Annotated in this window: 13 protein-coding genes; all 13 read left to right on the forward strand. The window is 62.1% G+C overall.

Translation table 11 applies throughout. The features are described from left to right. The first annotated feature begins 213 nt into the window (after positions 1-213). Positions 214-660 (forward strand): DUF411 domain-containing protein, encoded by a 447-nt coding sequence (locus tag J3Q04_RS13735; RefSeq protein WP_434611227.1) that lies wholly within the window; start codon positions 214-216, stop codon positions 658-660. Beyond that, a complete protein-coding gene (locus J3Q04_RS13740; RefSeq protein ID WP_434611225.1) occupies positions 660-1,094 on the forward strand; it encodes a YqaA family protein in 435 nt (144 codons plus the stop codon). The genes J3Q04_RS13735 and J3Q04_RS13740 overlap by 1 nt, the downstream gene beginning before the upstream one ends. An 86-nt stretch (positions 1,095-1,180) precedes the next feature. Beyond that, positions 1,181-2,212, forward strand: coding sequence for an alpha/beta fold hydrolase (locus J3Q04_RS13745; protein ID WP_434563860.1), 1,032 nt, complete (start codon positions 1,181-1,183; stop codon positions 2,210-2,212). An 11-nt stretch (positions 2,213-2,223) separates the two neighbouring features. After that, on the forward strand, positions 2,224-3,186 hold the full coding sequence (locus J3Q04_RS13750; protein ID WP_434611223.1) for a D-2-hydroxyacid dehydrogenase family protein: 963 nt from the start codon (positions 2,224-2,226) through the stop codon (positions 3,184-3,186). Between the two features lie 640 nt (positions 3,187-3,826). Further along, the gene (glgA, locus tag J3Q04_RS13755) at positions 3,827-5,398 is read left to right on the forward strand and encodes a glycogen synthase GlgA (RefSeq protein WP_420766807.1); all 1,572 of its coding nucleotides are present in this window, start codon (positions 3,827-3,829) and stop codon (positions 5,396-5,398) included. Between the two features lie 8 nt (positions 5,399-5,406). Further along, the gene (treZ, locus tag J3Q04_RS13760; RefSeq protein WP_420766806.1) at positions 5,407-7,209 is read left to right on the forward strand and encodes a malto-oligosyltrehalose trehalohydrolase; all 1,803 of its coding nucleotides are present in this window, start codon (positions 5,407-5,409) and stop codon (positions 7,207-7,209) included. After that, complete coding sequence (malQ, locus tag J3Q04_RS13765) at positions 7,206-9,284, forward strand: 4-alpha-glucanotransferase (RefSeq protein WP_434611220.1); 2,079 nt, start codon at positions 7,206-7,208, stop codon at positions 9,282-9,284. Before treZ ends, malQ begins: the two co-directional genes overlap by 4 nt. Then, positions 9,281-12,067 (forward strand): malto-oligosyltrehalose synthase, encoded by a 2,787-nt coding sequence (locus tag J3Q04_RS13770; RefSeq protein ID WP_434611218.1) that lies wholly within the window; start codon positions 9,281-9,283, stop codon positions 12,065-12,067. Before malQ ends, J3Q04_RS13770 begins: the two co-directional genes overlap by 4 nt. A 20-nt stretch (positions 12,068-12,087) precedes the next feature. Further along, a complete protein-coding gene (locus J3Q04_RS13775) occupies positions 12,088-12,444 on the forward strand; it encodes a DUF2934 domain-containing protein (protein ID WP_420766803.1) in 357 nt (118 codons plus the stop codon). A 146-nt stretch (positions 12,445-12,590) separates the two neighbouring features. Then, the gene (gene glgX / locus J3Q04_RS13780) at positions 12,591-14,750 is read left to right on the forward strand and encodes a glycogen debranching protein GlgX (RefSeq protein ID WP_420766802.1); all 2,160 of its coding nucleotides are present in this window, start codon (positions 12,591-12,593) and stop codon (positions 14,748-14,750) included. Between the two features lie 246 nt (positions 14,751-14,996). Beyond that, on the forward strand, positions 14,997-15,761 hold the full coding sequence (locus tag J3Q04_RS13785) for a PIG-L deacetylase family protein (RefSeq protein WP_434611216.1): 765 nt from the start codon (positions 14,997-14,999) through the stop codon (positions 15,759-15,761). Positions 15,762-15,951: 190 nt separating this feature from the next. Further along, a complete protein-coding gene (locus tag J3Q04_RS13790) occupies positions 15,952-16,752 on the forward strand; it encodes an endonuclease/exonuclease/phosphatase family protein (protein WP_434611214.1) in 801 nt (266 codons plus the stop codon). 168 nt (positions 16,753-16,920) lie between these two features. Continuing rightward, complete coding sequence (locus tag J3Q04_RS13795) at positions 16,921-19,341, forward strand: autotransporter outer membrane beta-barrel domain-containing protein (protein WP_434611212.1); 2,421 nt, start codon at positions 16,921-16,923, stop codon at positions 19,339-19,341. Positions 19,342-19,505: the final 164 nt, after the last annotated feature.

Genomic DNA, 19,505 nt, shown 5'->3' on the forward strand with positions numbered 1-19,505 from the left:
CCGATTCCCTTCGTCGCGATGACGGTGTGTCAATCAGCGTGCAATTGATTGATCCGCCGCCATCGCGAGCAAGCTCGCTCCCACGTGGTTCAGCGTTCACACACGTTTCAAGGCAACTTACAATTCTGTCATCCGCCCTTCAGCCTGCTGTCGGGCGCCCGTCGCTACTCTGTTATCCTTCCATCCAAAGCCGTTCGCCAAGAGACCTGACCCATGGCCAATCCCCTGCACCTGCTCGCACTGAGCGCCGTTTTCACCTCTGCCCTGGCCCAGGCTGCCGAGCCGGTCACCATCGATGTACACCGCGACGCCAATTGCGGCTGTTGCAAGAAGTGGATCTCCCATCTGCAAGCCAACGGTCTTAAGGTCAATGACCATGTCGAAGCCGACATGAGTTCGGTCAAGCAGCGCCTGGGCGTCGCGCCCAACCTGCGTTCCTGTCACACCGCCGAGATCAACGGCAAATTCGTCGAGGGTCACGTCCCCGCCGAGCAGGTGCTGGCGTTAAGCAAACGCGGCGATCTGCTCGGCATTGCCGCGCCAGGCATGCCGATGGGCTCGCCGGGCATGGAAATGGACGGCATGAGTGATGCCTATCAGGTGATCGGGCAGAAAAAGGACGGCTCCCAAACCGTCGTGGCGGACTATCCAGCCCACTGATGCCCGAGGCATATGTCGGGCTGTTCCTGGCGGCATTTGGCGCGGCGACCCTGTTGCCGCTGCAATCGGAAGCGCTGCTGATCGGCCTGGTACTCAGCGAGCGCCACGCGGTCTGGCTGTTGCTGGGGGTCGCCACCTTCGGCAATGTGTTGGGCTCACTGGTGAACTGGTGGCTAGGGACCCGCGTTGAGCAGTTCAAGGACCGCCGTTGGTTCCCTGTCAGCCCGTCTCACCTGGACAAGGCCCGCCAGCATTACCAGCGCTATGGCTATTGGTCGCTGCTGCTGAGCTGGGTGCCCATCATTGGCGATCCCCTGACGCTGGTGGCGGGCGTAATGGGTGAACCGTGGCGACGCTTTCTGTTGATGGTCACCCTCGCCAAAGGCCTGCGTTATGGCGTACTCGTGCTCGCAACCCTGGGCTGGATGGGTTGAACGTTCCCACGGTTCGGTTGCCTGTGATTAATGTCGCCATAATCCAGCCGTTCCAGGATCGGTCGGTTGCCTAAAGGAGTTTGACAATGCCGCGTTTGACTACCCGCTGGAAGTCCAGCCTGTTCTTGCTCGCTGCCCTGCCGCTGTTCGCCCAGGCCGAGAACCCGCCCGAAGGTCCGGCCTATGGCCCTCAGCTCGAAGGCTTCAAATACCCCTACACCCTCAAGCACTTTTCCTTGCAGTCTCAGGGCAAAACATTGCAGATGGGCTACATGGACGTGCCCGCCCAAGGCAAGGCCAACGGTCGCAGTGTCGTGCTGATGCACGGCAAGAATTTCTGCGCCGCGACCTGGGGCGACTCGATCAAGACCCTCAGCGAGGCTGGCTACCGGGTCATCGCGCCGGACCAGATCGGCTTCTGCACCTCGAGCAAGCCAGACCACTACCAGTACAGCTTTCACCAACTGGCGAACAACACCAACGCGCTGCTCAAGACCCTGGGTGTGCAGAAAGCCATCGTGCTGGGCCACTCCACCGGTGGCATGCTTGCCACCCGCTATGCGCTGCAATTTCCCGATCAGGTCGAACGCCTGGCGATGGTCAATCCCATCGGGCTCGAAGACTGGAAGGCCCTCGGCGTTCCCTACCGCAGCGTGGACCAATGGTATGAACGCGAGCTGAAACTCAGCGCCGACGGCATCCGTACCTACGAGCGCAATACATACTATGGCGGTCGCTGGAAGCCGGAGTACGAGCGTTGGGTGGACATGCTGGCCGGATTGAACAAAGGCCCGGGACATAAGCAGGTGGCATGGAATTCAGCACTGATCTACGACATGATCTTCACCCAGCCGGTCTACTACGAGTTCAAGGACCTGAAGGCGCCGACTCTGCTGCTGATCGGCACGTCCGACACCACCGCCATTGGCAGCGACATCGCTGCGCCGGCAGTGAAGGCCAGGTTGGGCAAATATGACGTGCTGGGCAAGCAGGTCGCCCAGCTGATTCCTCGATCGACACTGGTGGAATTCCCCAATCTGGGTCACGCGCCGCAGATGGAGGAACCAGACCGGTTCCACAAAGCCCTGCTGGGCTGGCTGGACAAACCCATTCTCTGACGAGGTATTCCATGGCGGTGCAGATTGCAGTCATCGATGATTGGCAGGACGTGGCAAGGGATGTGGTGGATTGGTCCGCACTGGAGAGCGTCGGCCAGGTGACGTTCCTGCATGACTATCCCGCCGACCACGACGCCCTGGCCGCGCGCCTGCAAGGCTTCGATGTCATCTGCGTGATGCGCGAACGGACACGTTTCGATGAAGCGCTGCTGCGCCGCTTGCCCAAGCTCAAGCTATTGCTGACCGGCGGCATGCGCAATGCCGCCCTCGACCTGAAGGCTGCCGCCGCGCTGGGTATCCAGGTGTGTGGCACCGACAGCTACAAGCACGCCGCGCCCGAACTGACCTGGGCACTGATCATGGCGCTTACGCGCAACCTCGTCCCAGAAGCCAACGCGTTGCGTGCCGGGCTTTGGCAACAGGGCCTGGGCGGCGACTTGCACGGCAAGACCCTGGCAATCCTCGGCCTGGGCAGCATCGGCACGCGCGTGGCGCAGTTCGGCCAAGTGTTCGGCATGCGAGTGATCGCCTGGAGCGAGAACTTGACGGCCGAACGGGCAACCGATGCCGGCGTCACCTATGTAAGCAAGCAAGCGCTGTTCGAGCAGGCCGATATTCTCTCGATCCACCTGGTCCTCGGTGACCGCACCCGGGGCCTGGTCGATGCCCAGGCGCTGGGCTGGATGAAGCCTGGTGCGCTGCTGATCAATACTGCCCGCGGGCCGATCGTGGACGAGGCTGCCTTGATCGATGCGCTGCAGCATAAACGCCTGGCTGGGGCGGGCCTGGATGTATTCGCCCAGGAACCGTTGCCGCCCGACCACCCGTTCCGGACGCTGGACAACGTACTGGCAACACCTCACGTGGGTTACGTGAGCCGCCAGAATTACCAGCAATTCTACGGCCAGATGATTGAAGACTTGCAGGCCTGGACGGCAGGCAAGCCGATTCGGGTGTTGAAGCCGATAGCCTGAGTTTGCCCGTCCCTGTGGGAGCGAGCCGTTTCCGGGCGGCGTGCCGACGAAGACGGTGTGTCAGTTAGAGGAGATGTCGTCTGACCTGGCGCTTTCGCGAGCAGGCTCCCTCCCACCCAGCTCAAACCATGAAGCATCTGCACCCTGCTTGAAAGCCATCAAAACGCCTCCATCCTGCCCGCCCCTTTATGGTGCGATGCGCTGTTGAACCGCGCACGCGATTGAACCAGCGCCTTTCCCTACAACACGAATGTTTCAAAGAGGCTGCATTTCGTCGGCTCGTATTCCCCTTCGTCGTGTAAGACATTGCCGACAATAAATGTGATTGTCCGACAATTCGACGAAGCGAACCGCACCGCTCTAGCTTCTGACCTAGACTGCCGGTCCGGGCGCAAAACCGACCGGTCATCAGGACGAAAAAAAGTCGAAACTTTTCACAACGGCGAAAGGTCAGGTTAGAGGAAGGGCAACAACGGCTGGAGCATTCCTTGCAACGGCCCCCTCACCTGATTCGCTTCGCCGCATTGGGCAGCGCTTTGCTCTCCTTGCGTAGCGCTCGTGCGCCTGGCCGCAGGATTCGGCCAATGTAACAACAGCTCTGGCGCTTGCCGGAAACAGATCGAGAACATAGGAGTTATTTATGATCAGTGCTGCCTTGGAACCACAGCAAGTCCGCTCTCAACTACCGCCGGCGGCAGAATCGCCGACGGCACCGGTGCTGGCCACCGGAGGCAAGGCACTGCTCCCTGTCGTTCGACAGAATCCAAATCGCAAGAAAATTCTGTTCGTGACGTCCGAAATCGCCGACCTGGTGAAGACCGGCGGGCTGGGTGACGTTTCTTCCGCCCTGCCCCGGGCGATGGCCGGTCTGCACGATGTGCGGATACTGATCCCTGGGTACCCGCAAGTCATGAACAGCGGCAATCCTATCCATATCATCGGCGAACTGGGCGGCCATGCCGCACTTCCGCCCTGCAAGATCGGCCGCATGGACATGGCCGACGGTCTGGTGATCTACGTACTGATCTGTCCCGAACTCTATGCCCGTGAAGGTTCTCCCTACGGCGCCAACAATGGCCGCGACTGGCCCGACAACCACATCCGCTTTGCCCGCCTGGGCCTCGCCGCGGCAGACATCGCCGCCAACCTGGCGCAAATCCACTGGTGCCCCGACCTGGTCCACGCACACGACTGGCCAGCCGGGCTGGCGCCTGCCTATATGCACTGGCGCGGTCAACGCACCCCCACCCTGTTCACCATCCACAACCTGGCGTACCAGGGCGTGGTCAGCCTCGCGTCCTGCCCTGAGTTGGGTATTCCCGAGCACGCGCTGCAACAGGAAGGCATGGAGTTCTACGGCAAGCTGTCGTTCCTGAAGGCCGGCATGGCCTATTCCAGCCACATCACCACCGTGAGCGCCACCTACGCCCAGGAGATCACCACACCGGCGTTCGGCTGTGGACTCGATGGGTTCCTTGCCTCCAAGACTCAACAAGGCTTGCTCAGTGGCATCCCCAACGGCATCGATGAAAGCTGGGACTCGGCCACCGATACCCACCTGCAGCGCCAGTTTTCCATAGGCGACTGGGATGGCAAGGCAGCCAACGCCGCGCATGTACGCGACCTGTTCGGCCTGGATGATTCCACCGGCCCACTGTTCGCCGTGGTATCGCGTCTGGTGTATCAGAAAGGCCTGGACCTGACCGAAGCCGTTTCCGAATTCATCGTCGAGTCCGGCGGGCAGATCGCGATCATCGGCCGCGGCGAGCCGGAAGAAGAACAAGCCATGCGTGAACTGGCCCTGCGCTTCCCAGGCCGGATCGGCGTGCGCATCGGCTTCAACGAAACCGACGCTCGGCGGATGTTCGCCGGCAGCGACTTCCTGTTGATGCCGTCCCGCTACGAGCCCTGCGGCTTGAGCCAGATGTATGCGCAACGCTTTGGATCGCTGCCCGTAGCCCGGAATACCGGCGGGCTTGCCGACACGATCGAGGACGGAGTCACCGGGTTCTTGTTCAACGAATCCACCGTCGACAGTTACAAAGAGGCGCTGACCCGTGCGTTCAAGGTGTACGAGTTCCCCGAACTGCTTAATGCGATGCGCTGCCGGGCGATGTCCGCGCCGTTCAACTGGAGCAAGGCTGTGGAACCCTACGCCGAACTTTACGAACAACTGGTCGCTAAATCATTAGGAAAATCTGCCAGACAATGAGGTAACCGATGCCGTCAAGGACGCCTGAAACCTGGACCCACGGCGCGGTCCTGCTTGATCCAGAGCACACCCGTTTCGCCCTGTGGGCCCCTGATGCCCTTTATGTCAGTGTCGAACTCGACACTGGAGAATCCATACCGATGCTGCCCCAGGCCAACGGCTGGCACATGATCCAGGCCCGTTGCCCCGCCGGCACTCGCTACCGCTACAACATCGATGGTGAACTGCAAGTGCCTGACCCGGCTTCCAGGTCCCAGGATGGCGATATTGACCGCCACAGCGTGGTGGTCGACCCCCACGCTTATCAATGGCGGCACACCGGTTGGCGCGGACGCCCCTGGTACGATGCCGTCATCTATGAACTACATGTCGGCGCCCTGGGCGGTTTCGAAGGTGTCGAGCAACAGCTGGCGCGCCTGGCCGGGCTTGGCGTCACGGCCATTGAACTGATGCCGCTCTCGCAGTTCCCCGGAGACCGCAACTGGGGCTACGACGGCGTGCTGCCGTACGCGCCCCAGGCTTCTTACGGTACGCCGGACCAGCTCAAGCACTTGATCGACAGCGCCCATGGCCATGGAATCGCAGTCATCCTGGACGTGGTCTACAATCACTTCGGCCCCGACGGCAACTACCTGCACCGCTACGCCAAGGGCTTCTTTCGCGAAGACAAGCACACGCCATGGGGCGCGGCGATTGATTTCCGGCGCCGCGAGGTCCGTGACTTCTTCATCGACAACGCGCTGATGTGGCTGTCGGAGTACCGTTTCGACGGCCTGCGCCTGGACGCGGTTCACGCCATCGAAGACCCCGACTTCCTTCAGGAACTGGCCGCCAGGGTGCGTCAGCAGGTGGACCCGACACGGTATGTCTGGCTGACCGTCGAGAACGAACACAACCAGGCCAGCCTTCTGGAACAAGGCTACGACGCCCAGTGGAACGATGACGGACACAACGCGCTGCACGTGCTGCTGACGGGCGAGACCGACGCTTACTACGCCGACTATGCCGAGCAACCGACGGAAAAACTCGCCCGCTGCCTGAGCCAGGGCTTCGTGTTCCAGGGCCATACCAACCGCCATGGCGAATCCCGCGGGGAGCCCAGCGGTCACTTGCCGCCCAGCGCGTTCGTGCTGTTCCTGCAGAATCACGACCAGATCGGCAACCGCGCCCTCGGTGAACGTCTGCATCAACTGGCGCCGCCGCAAGCCCTGCAAGCCGCGACTGCCCTATTGCTTTTATCGCCGATGATTCCGCTGATGTTCATGGGCGATGAGGTCGTCGCTGAACAACCGTTCCTGTTTTTTACCAGCCACCACGGCGAACTGGCCGAGCTGGTGCGTGAAGGCCGCCGCAACGAGTTCAAGGCCTTCAGCGCCTTTGCCGATCCGCAGAAGCGTGAACGGATTCCCGATCCGAACGCGGCCAGTACGTTCGACGCTTCAAGGCCCAACCTGGAGGCGCACCAGCCGGAGCAACTGGCCAGTGAAGCTCTTTATCGCCTACTGCTGAAAATCCGTCGGGAGGAAATCGTTCCGCGCCTGCCCGCCGCCCATGCCTTGGGCGCCGACGTATTGGGTCACGGCGCCGTCAGCGCACGCTGGCAAATGGGCGATGGCAGCGTGTTGCGCATCGACCTGAATCTTAGCGACAAGCCTGTCAACCACAGCGCCCCGCAAGATGCGCAGATTCTTTTCGAACATCCACCGCAGGCCATGGGTCTGTTGCAACAGGGGGTACTCACGCCCTACAGCGCGCTGGTCAGTCTGACGCAAGCGGCAACCTTGCCCACCCTTACTGGAGAGCGCCTATGAGTGATGCGCAATTGGAAATCCTCGCTGGCCGGGCAGGCCTGGCGGTGGACTGGATCGACGCCAACGGCCGGGCCCAGAAAGTATCGCCGGCGGTCCTGCGTTCGGTCCTCACCGGCCTGGGCCATCCCGCCGGTAGCGCGCAGGAAATCGACGCCAGCCTGTTGCAACTGCAAGAGGACCAACAGAACCACCGCCTGCCACCGCTGATCACGGCGGACGTCGGCGCCAATGTCGACCTGAGCCGTTATTTCGAGCCCGGCACGCCTTGCGAAATCCAACTCGAGGACGGCGCGACGATGAGCTCAAAGCTCGATGCCGACGCCGCTCTCCCCGGGATCGTCCCGGTGGGGTATCAGCACGTGAGCATCCAGGGCCAACATTTCACCCTGGCGGTGGCGCCGGCCCGTTGCTACAGCGTGGCCGATGCCGTGGATGATCCAACGCCTCGGGCCTGGGGTTTGAGCGCACAGCTTTATTCGCTACGACGCCCGGGTGATGGCGGCTTCGGCGACACCCAGGCCCTCGAAGAGCTGGCGCGGGTGGCGGGCGAACGCGGCGCCGATGCCCTGGCGATCAGCCCGATGCATGCGATGTTCAGCAGCGATACCGGCCGCTACAGCCCTTACTCGCCTTCCAGCCGGTTGTTTCTCAACAGCCTGTATGCCGCGCCGGGCACCATCCTGGGCGAGCGTGCGCTGCGCACGGCGATCGACGCCAGCGGCCTGACCAACCAATTGCGCAGCCTTGAAGAGCAGCCGCTCATCGACTGGCCGGTTGCTGCCCAAGCCAAGCAACGGGTGCTTCGCGCCCTGTATGACGGCTTCAGACAGGGCGTGCACCCCTTGCACGAAGACTTCAGCAGCTTCCGCCATAGCAGTGGAGAAGCCTTGGAGAATCACTGCCGCTTCGAAGCCCTCCAGGCCGAACGCGCGGCTCGCGGCGAAAGCCTCGACTGGCGCCAGTGGCCCGAAGAATGGCGGGACCCGCGCAGCCCGGCAATCGCCCGTTTCGCCGAAGAAAACGCTGACGAAATCGGCTTCTACGCTTTTTGCCAATGGTTGATTGCCCGCTGCCTGGAGCGTGCCCAGAGCGCGGCCAAATCCAGCGGCATGAGCATCGGCCTGATCGCCGATCTTGCGGTGGGTGCCGACGGCGCCGGCAGCCAGGCCTGGAGCCGGCAGGACGAATTGCTCGCGTCCCTTACGGTGGGCGCGCCCCCCGACATCCTCAATCGCTCGGGCCAGGGTTGGGGCATCTCCGCGTTCTCCCCCGAGGGCCTGGTTCGCAATGGTTTTCGCGCCTTCATCGAGATGCTGCGGGCCAATTTCGCCCACGCGGGTGGCTTGCGCATCGACCACATCATGGGATTGCAACGGCTATGGGTGATCCCCAACGATGCCCCGCCCACCGACGGCGCCTATCTCTACTACCCCATCGACGACCTGTTGCGACTATTGGCCCTGGAGTCCCATCGTCACCAGGCCATCGTCCTGGGCGAGGACCTGGGTACGGTGCCCGACGGCCTGCGTGAAAAACTGGCGGCGCGCTCGATCCTCGGCATGCGCGTGTTGTTGTTCGAACAGGACAACACGCACTTCAAGCCCATTCTCGATTGGCCCGACGACGCCCTGGCGACCACCAGCACCCATGACCTGCCCACTCTCAACGGCTGGTGGCACGGCCACGACATCGACTGGAATGCCCGGCTGGAGCTGATCGATTCCCACACCGAAATGGATTGGCGCAAACATCGCCAGCGTGAACGCAAAGGGTTGCGCAACGCGCTGAACCAGGACCCGCAGAACTTCCGCGAGGAACATTGCGAAACCGACCAGGTGCTGGACGCCAGCGTGCGCTTTCTCGGGCATACCCGAGCGCCGTTGGTACTGCTGCCGTTGGAAGATGCCCTGGGCATCGACGAGCAGGCCAACCTCCCCGGCACCACCGACACCCACCCTAACTGGCGGCGGCGCCTGGCTCTGGAGAGCGGAGCGCTGCTGGACGACCCGGACGCCGCACGGCGTCTGGAAATACTCGCCTGCGCGAGGCTTCAGGCGAACGAGCGTGACCGATGAACGATAAAATGACTCCATCCCTGCGGGCCACCTTACGCCTGCAATTTCACAAGGGCTTCACCCTCGACGACGCCATACCGCAAGTGCCTTACTTCGCGTCGCTGGGTATAAGCCATATCTATGCCTCTCCGCTGCTCAAGGCGCGGGCCGGATCCATGCATGGCTACGATGTGGTCGACCCGACCCAGGTCAACCCCGAGCTGGGGGGTGAAGCCGCGCTCAAGCGCCTGGTCGCCACCCTGCGCGAACATCGGATGGGGCTGATCCTCGACATCGTGTCCAACCACATGGCCGTCGGCGGCAATGACAATCCGTGGTGGCTGGACCTGCTGGAATGGGGACGGCTGAGCCCCTATGGCGAATTTTTCGACATCCAATGGCATTCCCCCGACCCGTTGATGGAAGGCCAACTGCTCCTGCCCTTCCTGGGCAGCGACTACGGCGTGGCCCTGCAAGAAGGCACGCTGAAACTGCGCTTCGACGCCACGCAAGGCAGCTTTTATGTCGAGCATTATGAGCATCGCTTCCCTGTCTGCCCCATGCAGTACGGTGAGTTGCTAAAGCCTTCGGACGACCTGGCAGCCGAGCAGATCGAGTCGCTCAAGGGCCTGGCCGAGCGCTTTACCACGCTGAACTACCAGACCGATGCCCACTCCCTCGCCCGTCCCTTGCAACAGGAACTGCGAGACCTGGCAGCGGAGCCCGCGATACTCGACGCCATCCAGGTCACCCTGAGCGGCTACGACTCCACGCAGCCGGAAGGTTTCGAACGCCTGCATCGGCTGCTGGAACGTCAGAGCTACCGTCTCGCCAGTTGGCGTACGGCGGCGGACGATATCAATTGGCGGCGCTTTTTCGATGTCAACGAACTGGGCGGCCTACGGGTCGAGCGGCCGGCGGTATTCGAAGCGACCCACGCGAAAATCTTCGAGCTGATTGCCGAAGGATTGGTGGACGGGCTGCGGATCGATCACATTGACGGCCTGGCCGATCCTCGGGGCTACTGCCGCAAGCTGCGCCGGCGCGTCGACTCGCTGTCCCCGTCACGGCATCTGCCGATTTTCGTGGAGAAAATCCTTGGCGATGGCGAAACCCTGCGCCGGGATTGGAACGTCGACGGCAGCACTGGTTACGAATTCATGAACCAGATTTCGTTGCTGCAACACAACCCGGCCGGCGCCGAACCCCTCGCTGAATTCTGGAGCCGCCACAGTGAACGGCCAGCGCATTTTATCGAAGAGGCGCGCCTGGCCCGCCAGCAGATTCTCAATGGATCCCTGGCCGGGGACTTCGAAAGCGTGGCCCAAGCCCTGCTGCAGGTGGCGCGGGATGACGTGATGACCCGCGACCTGACCCTGGGTGCCATTCGACGGGCATTGCAGGAACTGATCGTGCATTTCCCGGTGTACCGCACCTATATCACCCCGCTGGGTCGCTCCGCCGAAGATGAGGTGTTTTTCCAGAAGGCCCTGGAAGGCGCCCGGCAAACCCTCAGCGAAGCCGACTGGCCGGTGCTTGACTGCCTGGCCGACTGGCTCGGTGGCATGCCTTGGCGCGGGCGGCCTCGGGGCAGCGAGCGCAAACGGCTGCGCCACGCTTGCGTGCGCTTCCAGCAACTGACTTCGCCGGCCGCCGCCAAGGCTGTCGAAGACACTGCGCTGTATCGTTCGGCGGTGCTGCTGTCGCGCAATGACGTGGGCTACAACACCGAACGGTTCAGCGCCCCGGCTCAGGAGTTCCACGGGGCCTGCTTCGAGCGGTTGGAGCATTTCCCAGACAACCTGGTGACCACCGCCACCCACGACCACAAACGCGGGGAAGACACTCGAGCACGGCTGGCGGTGATCAGCGAACGCCCCGATTGGTACACCTCGTGCGTGGAGCAATGGCGCATCCTCGCCCCGTCGCTGCACAGCGACCCGGCCGCCCCTTCGGCCGGTGACGAGTTGATTCTTTACCAGGCCCTGCTCGGAAGTTGGCCGCTGGACCTTGACTTGCAGGACCCCAAGGCCTTGGCCAGCTATGCCGAACGCTTGTGGCAATGGCAGCGCAAGGCGTTGCGCGAAGCCAAGCTGCAAAGCAGTTGGGCCGCCGTCAACGATTCTTATGAGCAGGCAACGCAGATGTTCCTGGAGCGGTTGCTGCTGTGCGATGAGGGCTTGCCTCTGCGCTGCGCCATCGCCGAAGCCGTGCAGGCCATCGCTCCAGCGGGCGCCCTCAACAGCCTGGCGCAAACCTTGCTGCGCATGACCGTCCCCGGCGTACCGGATCTGTACCAGGGCAACGAGTTCTGGGACTTCAGCCTGGTGGATCCGGACAACCGTCGCCCAGTGGATTTCGAGGCCCGCCGTGAGGCGATGCAGGCCGACAGCGCCCCCGTGGCGCTTGTGCGTGATTGGCGCGACGGGCGTGTCAAGCAGGCACTGATCGCGCGGACGCTGGCCTTGCGGTCCGAGTATCCGCAACTGTTCCGCCAGGGCAGCTACGAGCCGTTGCCGGTACAGGGTGAGCATGCCGAGCACGTATTGGCATTCGTGCGCCAACACCAGCAGCAACGGGCGATCGTCGTGGTGCCGATTCACACGGCGCGCCTGCTGGAAAACAGTGCCCTGCCCCAGGTCGCTGCATCGGACTGGGGCGACACGCGCATCTCGCTACCGTTTGCCACCGAGGGAGCAAAACTGAGGGGACTTTTTGCAAGCGCAGCAGTCACACCCCAAAGGGAGCTGATGGTCAGCGCCGCACTGGGGGATTTCCCGGTCAATGTCTTTATTGAATCTTGAGTCAAGTCAGGAGCACTGCGATGAGTACCGACGATAAACGCATTCGTGAATTCGCCTATCAGATCTGGGAGTCGGAAGGTAAGCCTGCCGGGCAAGAAGAGCGCCATTGGGAAATGGCACGCAAGCTGGCGGAGGCCGAAGCCCTGGCGCCAAGCAAACCACCGAAAGCACCGAGCAAATCCGCGGCCAGCAAGACTGACGGCACCAAGCCGGCTGCTGCCGCCAAGGCCACCGTCGCCAAGGCCGCCGCCAAGAGCACCGCGCCCAAGGCCAAGCCCGCGACCAAGCCTTCGGCAGCTACCGCGGCAATGGTCCCGCCCGCCGACAAGGCTAGCGCTAAAAAGCCACGCGCCACGCGCAAGCCCCCGGCGGTCTGAACCCGCGGACTCATCGTTCCCAAGCCAGTGCTTCTTTCAACGAAGAGGCCTGCTTGTGGCGTGCAGACTTGTATTGTCGCCACAAGCGCAAAGCACGCAGCCCTGCGTGCAGCGCACCACCGTATCTGTCTTTTGCAGGAGCAACTATGACCCGTCCGAAAAATACCACGCCGCCGCCCGTTATCGAGGCTTCGCGGATACGTGAAGGGCTGCCGTTTCCACTCGGCGCGACCTGGGATGGCCTGGGGGTCAATTTCGCGTTGTTCTCGGCCAACGCCACCAAGGTCGAACTGTGCATCTTCGACGACACAGGCGAGGTGGAACTCGAGCGTATCGAACTACCGGAATACACCGATGAGATCTACCACGGCTATCTACCGGACGCACATCCGGGGCTGATTTATGGCTACCGCGTCTACGGTCCGTACGACCCCGAGAACGGCCACCGCTTCAACCCCAACAAGCTGCTCATCGACCCCTACGCCAAGCAACTGGTGGGCGAGCTGAAATGGTCGGAAGCCCTGTTCGGCTACACCATCGGCCATCCCGATGGCGATCTCAGTTTCGATGAGCGTGACAGCGCGCCATTCGTGCCCAAGTCCAAGGTCATCGACCCGGCCCATACCTGGGGCCGCGATCATCGGGTCAGCGTGCCGTGGGACAAGACCATCTTGTATGAAACTCACGTGCGCGGCATCTCCATGCGCCATCCCTCGGTGCCGGAGAACCTGCGTGGTACGTTCGCTGGCCTGATGGTCGACGATGTCCTGGAACACATTCGCAAGCTGGGCGTGTCGTCTGTGGAATTGCTGCCCATCCACGCGTTCGTCAACGACCAGCACCTGCTGCAAAAGGGCATGACCAACTACTGGGGCTACAACAGCATCGCCTTCTTTGCCCCGGATCCGCGCTACCTGGCCAGCGGCAAGATTGCCGAGTTCAAGGAAATGGTCGCGCACATGCACGAGGCCAATCTGGAGGTCATCCTCGATGTGGTTTACAACCACACCGCCGAGGGCAATGAACAGGGCCCGACGTTGTCCATGCGAGGCATCGACAACGCGTCGTACTACCGGCTGATGCCCGACGACAAGCGCTACTACATCAACGATTCGGGCACCGGCAATACACTGGACCTGAGTCATCCCTGCGTGCTGCAAATGGTCACCGACTCGTTGCGCTACTGGGCCACGGAAATGCACGTGGACGGCTTCCGCTTCGACCTGGCGACCATTCTGGGCCGGTATCACGACGGCTTCGACGAACGCCACAGTTTCCTCGTCGCCTGTCGCCAGGACCCGGTGCTGCGCCAGGTAAAAATGATCGCCGAGCCCTGGGACTGCGGCCCCGGCGGCTATCAGGTCGGACGCTTCCCGCCAGGTTGGGTCGAGTGGAATGACAAATTCCGCGACACCGTGCGCGCCTTCTGGAAAGGCGACGATGGCCAACTGGCCGACTTCGCCAGCCGCATGACCGCCTCGGGCGAGATGTTCAACCAGCGTGGCCGACGGCCATACGCCTCGGTCAACTTCGTCACGGCCCACGACGGCTTCACGTTGCACGATCTGGTCTCCTACAACGACAAGCACAACGAAGCCAACGACGAGAACAACCAGGACGGCAGCAACAACAACCTGTCCTGGAACCATGGCGTCGAAGGCCCGACGGATGATCCCGAGATCAATGAGCTGCGTCATCGGCAGATGCGCAACTTCTTCGCCACCCTGCTCCTGGCCCAAGGCACACCAATGATTGTCGCTGGCGACGAGTTCGCCCGAACCCAGCACGGCAACAACAATGCCTACTGCCAGGACAGCGAAATCGGCTGGGTCAACTGGGACCTGAGCGCTGATGGCCAGGCGTTGCTGAAGTTCGTCAAGCGCTTGATCAAACTGCGCATGTCCTACCCGATCCTGCGACGCGGTCGATTCCTGGTCGGCAATTACAACGAGGACATCGGCGTAAAGGATGTGACCTGGCTGGCCCCCGACGCAAGCGAGATGACCGTCGAACAATGGCAGGATGGCCAAGGCCGTTGCCTCGGCATGTTGATGGACGGCCGCGCACAGGAGACCGGCATCCGCCGCAAGGGCGGCGACGCGACATTGTTGCTGGTGGTCAACGCGCACCACGACATCGTCAACTTCCGCCTGCCAGAGGTGCCCGAAGGGAGTTTCTGGACCTGCATGGTGGACACCAACCAACCCGCGGTGCGTGGCCAGGAGCGTTTCGATTTCGATTTCGAATATTCCGTGACCGGGCGCTCACTGCTGCTGTTCGAGCTTCAACGCGAAGAAGAGGAATAAGGGACCTTCCCCGAGTCGGCTGGCGCAAGGACGCGCCCTGCTGCACGCGCAACACAGTTCGAACAAAAAAAACCGGTTCAGATACACATTCTGACGCGACGAATCCGCTGGCATGGTCAATACTTCGCCTGCGGTCGATTCCAGGACTCGGAACATCGCGAATCACAGTCATCGCTCCCAAGGGGCGACATTGGGCGGCTGGCCCGTTGCGTGACTGAACGATTGGACACGACAAGGACGTATCTCATGAAACCTGCCTCTCGGTTGCAAGGCCGGCATCACCCGCAAATCTGGAACAGCGCGCCGCAACTGGCCGATATTCCGATCATCAGCACCCAGACACTCATACCTGCGGGCGCCCGCGCGGTCATCCTTGCCCCGCACCCTGGCGACGAAGTCGGCGCCTGCGGTGGGTTGCTCCAGTTGTTGAGCAACCTGGGCCAAACGATGTTGCTGATCTCGGTCACCGACGGCAGCCTGAGCCATCCGGGCTCGCCACTGTGGTCCGATGAGCGGCTGCGCACGTTTCGCCCGCATCCCCAGGAGAGCGTGGACGCCCTGCATCGCCTGGGCTTGCCTTCCAATGGTCTGCAGTGGGTCCGCGGAGGGTTCCCGGAAAAGGGCCTCGCCGAACATGAAGCCCAACTGACCGCGTTCATCGGCCATTACCTCAAACCTGGCGACGTGGTGTTCAGCACTTGGCGCCTGGACGGCGACAGCGACCACGACACGGTCGGCCGCGCTGGAGCCTTGGCCGCTGAAACCGTCGGAGCGGTGTTCAACGAACTGCCCGTATGGGCCTGGCACTGGCCGGTTCGTGAGCAGAACAGGATCCCCTGGCATCGGGCGCGCAAATTACGGCTGGACGTGTGGACCACCGCCCGCAAGCGTCACGCCATGCACGCCTATGCCAGCCAGCTCGGCAGCGAGCCCACCAACGGCATCGCACCGCTGGTGCCTAGGGTCATTCTCGATCGCATGGGCATGCCGTACGAAATTGTATTTATCTGACCCCCAGCCCTGTGAAAGCGAGCTTGCTCGCGATAGCGGCCCAGCCAATATTTTGTCAAGCTGACCTACTGCTATCGCGAGCAGGCTCGCCCCCACATTTTTCGCCTTGGAGTTTTGTCCGGCAAGAATTCCGGAACTGCCGCAGTCGCCATGAGTCGCATGAACAGAGACGTCTGACTCAGGAGTGAACGTGACTCGCGATTTCCACTGGCGGGTCGAAGAATCAGTGCCGCTGGACGCACCCGCGGCGATTCATCGACTGCGTGTTCTCACGGTGAATACACATAAAGGCTTTACAGCCCTCAATCGTCGTTTCATTTTGCCGGAGCTGCGCGAAGCGGTGCGCGCCACAGGTGCCGACCTGGTTTTCCTTCAGGAGGTGCTTGGTGAACATGATCGACATGCCCTGCGCTACGACAACTGGCCCCAGACCTCGCAATACGAATTTCTCGCCGACAGCATGTGGAGCGACTTCGCCTACGGCCGGAACGCGGTGTACCCCGACGGACATCACGGCAACGCGCTGCTTTCCAAATACCCGATCCGCCAGTTCCGCAACCTCGACGTGTCAATCACCGGTCCCGAACGGCGCGGGTTGCTGCATTGTGTGCTGGACGTGCCGGGCCATGCCGAAGTCCACGGGATCTGCGTGCATCTGAGCCTGCTGGAAAGCCATCGCCAATTGCAGCTCAAGCTGCTCTGCAAATTGCTTGACTCTCTTCCCGAGGACGCTCCGGTGATAATCGCCGGGGATTTCAACGATTGGCAATTGCGCGGCAACACCACGCTTGCCCGTCGCCAGTACCTGCACGAGGCCTTTGAACACCATCACGGGCGTCCTGCCCGGACCTACCCCGCCCGCTTCCCCCTGCTACGCCTGGACCGCATTTACCTGCGCAACGCCACCAGCCACGCCCCGCAGATCCTCGGGAACAAGCCCTGGACGCACTTGAGCGATCACCTGCCGTTGGCGGTGGAAGTGCATCTGTAGCCCCTGATCCGGGTAAACCGACCTGTAAGATCTGACAGTAGCGACGCCTTTGATTCGTTGCTAGCGTGCCTTTCCATACAGCGAGCGTTGCCGGGTCCTGTGTGCCATCTGTCGTGCAACCCATGCTGAAACAGGCATGCCATGGATGCCCATGCAGAGGGATAGCACATGATTCGGCGCGATCGGCATCTCAATCGTCTGTTCAACGCCTTGTGGGTAGCGGCTCCGTTCCTGCTTCCTGCCTCATCAGCGATGGCGGCTTGCACATTGTCACCCACGGCAGGCGACGACACTTACGTGTGCGACAGTGGCACGAGTGCAACCGGGCTTACGGATCTGTCGGGCAACAACAACCTGACGGTCTCAGGCAGTGGCCTCGTTCAGGGTGACGTCGTGTTCGATGCCGGAACCGACCGCATCGAAATCAACGCCAACGGTGTGATCGATGGCGACGTCGAGCAAGGCTCGCAAGCCGACGCGTTTGAAATGAATGGCGGCCGGATTCTATCGATCTCCCAAGGCGATGGCCTCGATACGTTCCTGATGACTGGCGGCACCATCGTCGACGCGTTCGAAGATGGCGACATCGCCCAGATGACCGGCGGCACCATCGGCAGGGTCGACATGAAGCTCGATGACAACGTCTTCGACATGTCAGGTGGGGAAATCATCGGCAACCTCGTCACTGGCTTCGGCAGGGACACCATCATCCTGTCCGAAGGACGCATCGGCGGTAATGTCAGCGTCAGCGGTGGCAACGACAGCGTGACCGTCAGTGGCGGGGAAATCGGCGGCGAGGTCCGGACCAGTGCCGGCGACGATCGATTCCAATGGAGCGGCGGCACCATCCGCTCAGCCATCCTGATGGGCGACGGCACCGACACCGCTCTGTTGCAGAACCTCACCGAGGCGGGACTCGCCCCCACGCCCAGCCTGGACGGAGGCTTGGGCCAGGACAACCTGACCTTCGAGGGCAGCACGTCCAGTACCGGAGCCCGCTATGACAACTGGGAAACCGTCAGCCTGACCCAAGGCTCGCGCCTGGACTTGGGCGACACGCTGCTGCTGGGCGACAACGTCACCGGCACGGGTGTGTTCAACATCGACAGCAGCAGCGTATTGACCTCGACCCAAGGCGTCATCGCGCCGTTTACTTCAGGCCAGATGAGCACGCTCAACAATGCTGGAGCAATTGATCTCGCCGACGGCAACACCCGCACCAACGACACCCTCACCGTGCAAGGCAATTACGCCGGCAATGGCGGCCAGCTACGCCTGCAAACGGTGCTTGGGGCCGATGATTCGCCCAGTGACAAACTGGTGGTCAACGGTGGCACCCTGACAGGCGGCACCGCCATCACCGTCACGAATCTGGGTGGCGCCGGCGGCCTGACTACCCAGGACGGCATCGAACTGGTCCAGGCCCAGAGCGGAGCCGTCAGTGATAGCAGCGCCTTTTCACTGGCGCAATCCGTCTCGGCCGGTGCATTCGACTATCGCCTGTTCAAGGGCGGCGTGGCCGGCAACGCCAACAACTGGTACCTGCGCTCCACGGTAGTGGCGGGCCCGGTCGCAGCGCCCAGCCCGACGCTGCCGCCGCTGCCGGCCGCCGTGCCGGGCGCTGCGCCGATTCCCTTGTACCGCCCCGAAGTCCCTACCTGGTCAGTACTGCCCCCAGCCGCCGCGCAATTGACGCTGATGGCCCTGGGTACGTTTCACGATCGGCAAGGCGACCAGCGCCTGCTGTCGGAAACCGGCGCGTTCGGCGCGGGTTGGGGCCGGGCCTACGGCAAGGACCTCGATCAAACCTGGGCCGGCACGGTAACGCCCCGGTTCGACGGTTCCATCAAGGGTTTCCAGGTCGGCCACGACTTGTACGCCGCCCCGACGTCCGACGATCGGACCCAGCGTATCGGTTTTTTTGTCGGCCACACCGAACTGAACGGCAACGTTGACGGCTTCAACCTCGGGTTCCAAGGTCGGCGCGCTGGCAAGATCGAGCTCGATGGCGACAGCTATGGCCTTTACTGGACCCTCATCGACCGCTCGGGTGGCTACATCGATGCGGTGGTCATGGGCACCCGCCTGAATGGCGATAACCGCTCCGAACGTGGCGTCAAAATCGACAATCGCGGGCACGCCTTGACCCTATCGGCGGAGGCCGGCTATCCGTTTGCGGTAGCTCGCGACTGGGTCTTTGAACCCCAGGCCCAGCTCATTCATCAGAAGATCAGCCTGGACAGCCAGGACGATGGGATTTCAAAGGTCGAATTCGACTCCGACAGCGCCTGGACTGGCCGCCTAGGCGCCCGGCTCAAGGGCAGCTATCAAGTCAGCGGCTTGCCGGTGGAGCCCTATCTGCGAGCCAATATCTGGCACACCTTTTCCGGCACCGACACGGTGACATTCGACGACACCCAACGGATCGAGACCGAACAACGCGCCTCCACGGCGGACCTGGGCGTTGGCTTGGTCGTGAGCCTGGCGTCTAGCGTCAGCGCCTATGCCGGCGTGGACTACAGCAATAACCTGGACAGCAACCAGCAACGCGGCGTGGCGGGCAATGTGGGCGTGAGAATCAGTTGGTGAGGCGCAGACGACGATGAATTGACGCCTAAATAGGATCGTTTTTATCCGCGTGAAATCATTGGGTTAGCGCTCCATGATTTCACTATGCCATTTGTCGGCCAATTTCTTGACGCAACCGCTTTGGTCTTCTTGAATACAACGTACTACCCCCGGAAACACAGTCA

This window comes from Pseudomonas sp. D4-21 (assembly GCF_051132125.1).
Taxonomy (GTDB): Bacteria; Pseudomonadota; Gammaproteobacteria; order Pseudomonadales; family Pseudomonadaceae; genus Aquipseudomonas.

Excerpts from the sequence above, each read along its gene's own strand:
- J3Q04_RS13785 (WP_434611216.1), top strand. The coding sequence starts at position 14,997 with ATGAAACCTGCCTCTCGGTTGCAAGGCCGGCATCACCCGCAAATCTGG.
- J3Q04_RS13740 (WP_434611225.1), top strand. The coding sequence starts at position 660 with ATGCCCGAGGCATATGTCGGGCTGTTCCTGGCGGCATTTGGCGCGGCG.
- treZ (WP_420766806.1), top strand. The coding sequence starts at position 5,407 with ATGCCGTCAAGGACGCCTGAAACCTGGACCCACGGCGCGGTCCTGCTT.
- J3Q04_RS13775 (WP_420766803.1), top strand. The coding sequence starts at position 12,088 with ATGAGTACCGACGATAAACGCATTCGTGAATTCGCCTATCAGATCTGG.
- malQ (WP_434611220.1), top strand. The coding sequence starts at position 7,206 with ATGAGTGATGCGCAATTGGAAATCCTCGCTGGCCGGGCAGGCCTGGCG.
- J3Q04_RS13770 (WP_434611218.1), top strand. The coding sequence starts at position 9,281 with ATGAACGATAAAATGACTCCATCCCTGCGGGCCACCTTACGCCTGCAA.
- J3Q04_RS13735 (WP_434611227.1), top strand. The coding sequence starts at position 214 with ATGGCCAATCCCCTGCACCTGCTCGCACTGAGCGCCGTTTTCACCTCT.
- glgA (WP_420766807.1), top strand. The coding sequence starts at position 3,827 with ATGATCAGTGCTGCCTTGGAACCACAGCAAGTCCGCTCTCAACTACCG.
- J3Q04_RS13795 (WP_434611212.1), top strand. The coding sequence starts at position 16,921 with ATGATTCGGCGCGATCGGCATCTCAATCGTCTGTTCAACGCCTTGTGG.
- J3Q04_RS13745 (WP_434563860.1), top strand. The coding sequence starts at position 1,181 with ATGCCGCGTTTGACTACCCGCTGGAAGTCCAGCCTGTTCTTGCTCGCT.
- glgX (WP_420766802.1), top strand. The coding sequence starts at position 12,591 with ATGACCCGTCCGAAAAATACCACGCCGCCGCCCGTTATCGAGGCTTCG.
- J3Q04_RS13750 (WP_434611223.1), top strand. The coding sequence starts at position 2,224 with ATGGCGGTGCAGATTGCAGTCATCGATGATTGGCAGGACGTGGCAAGG.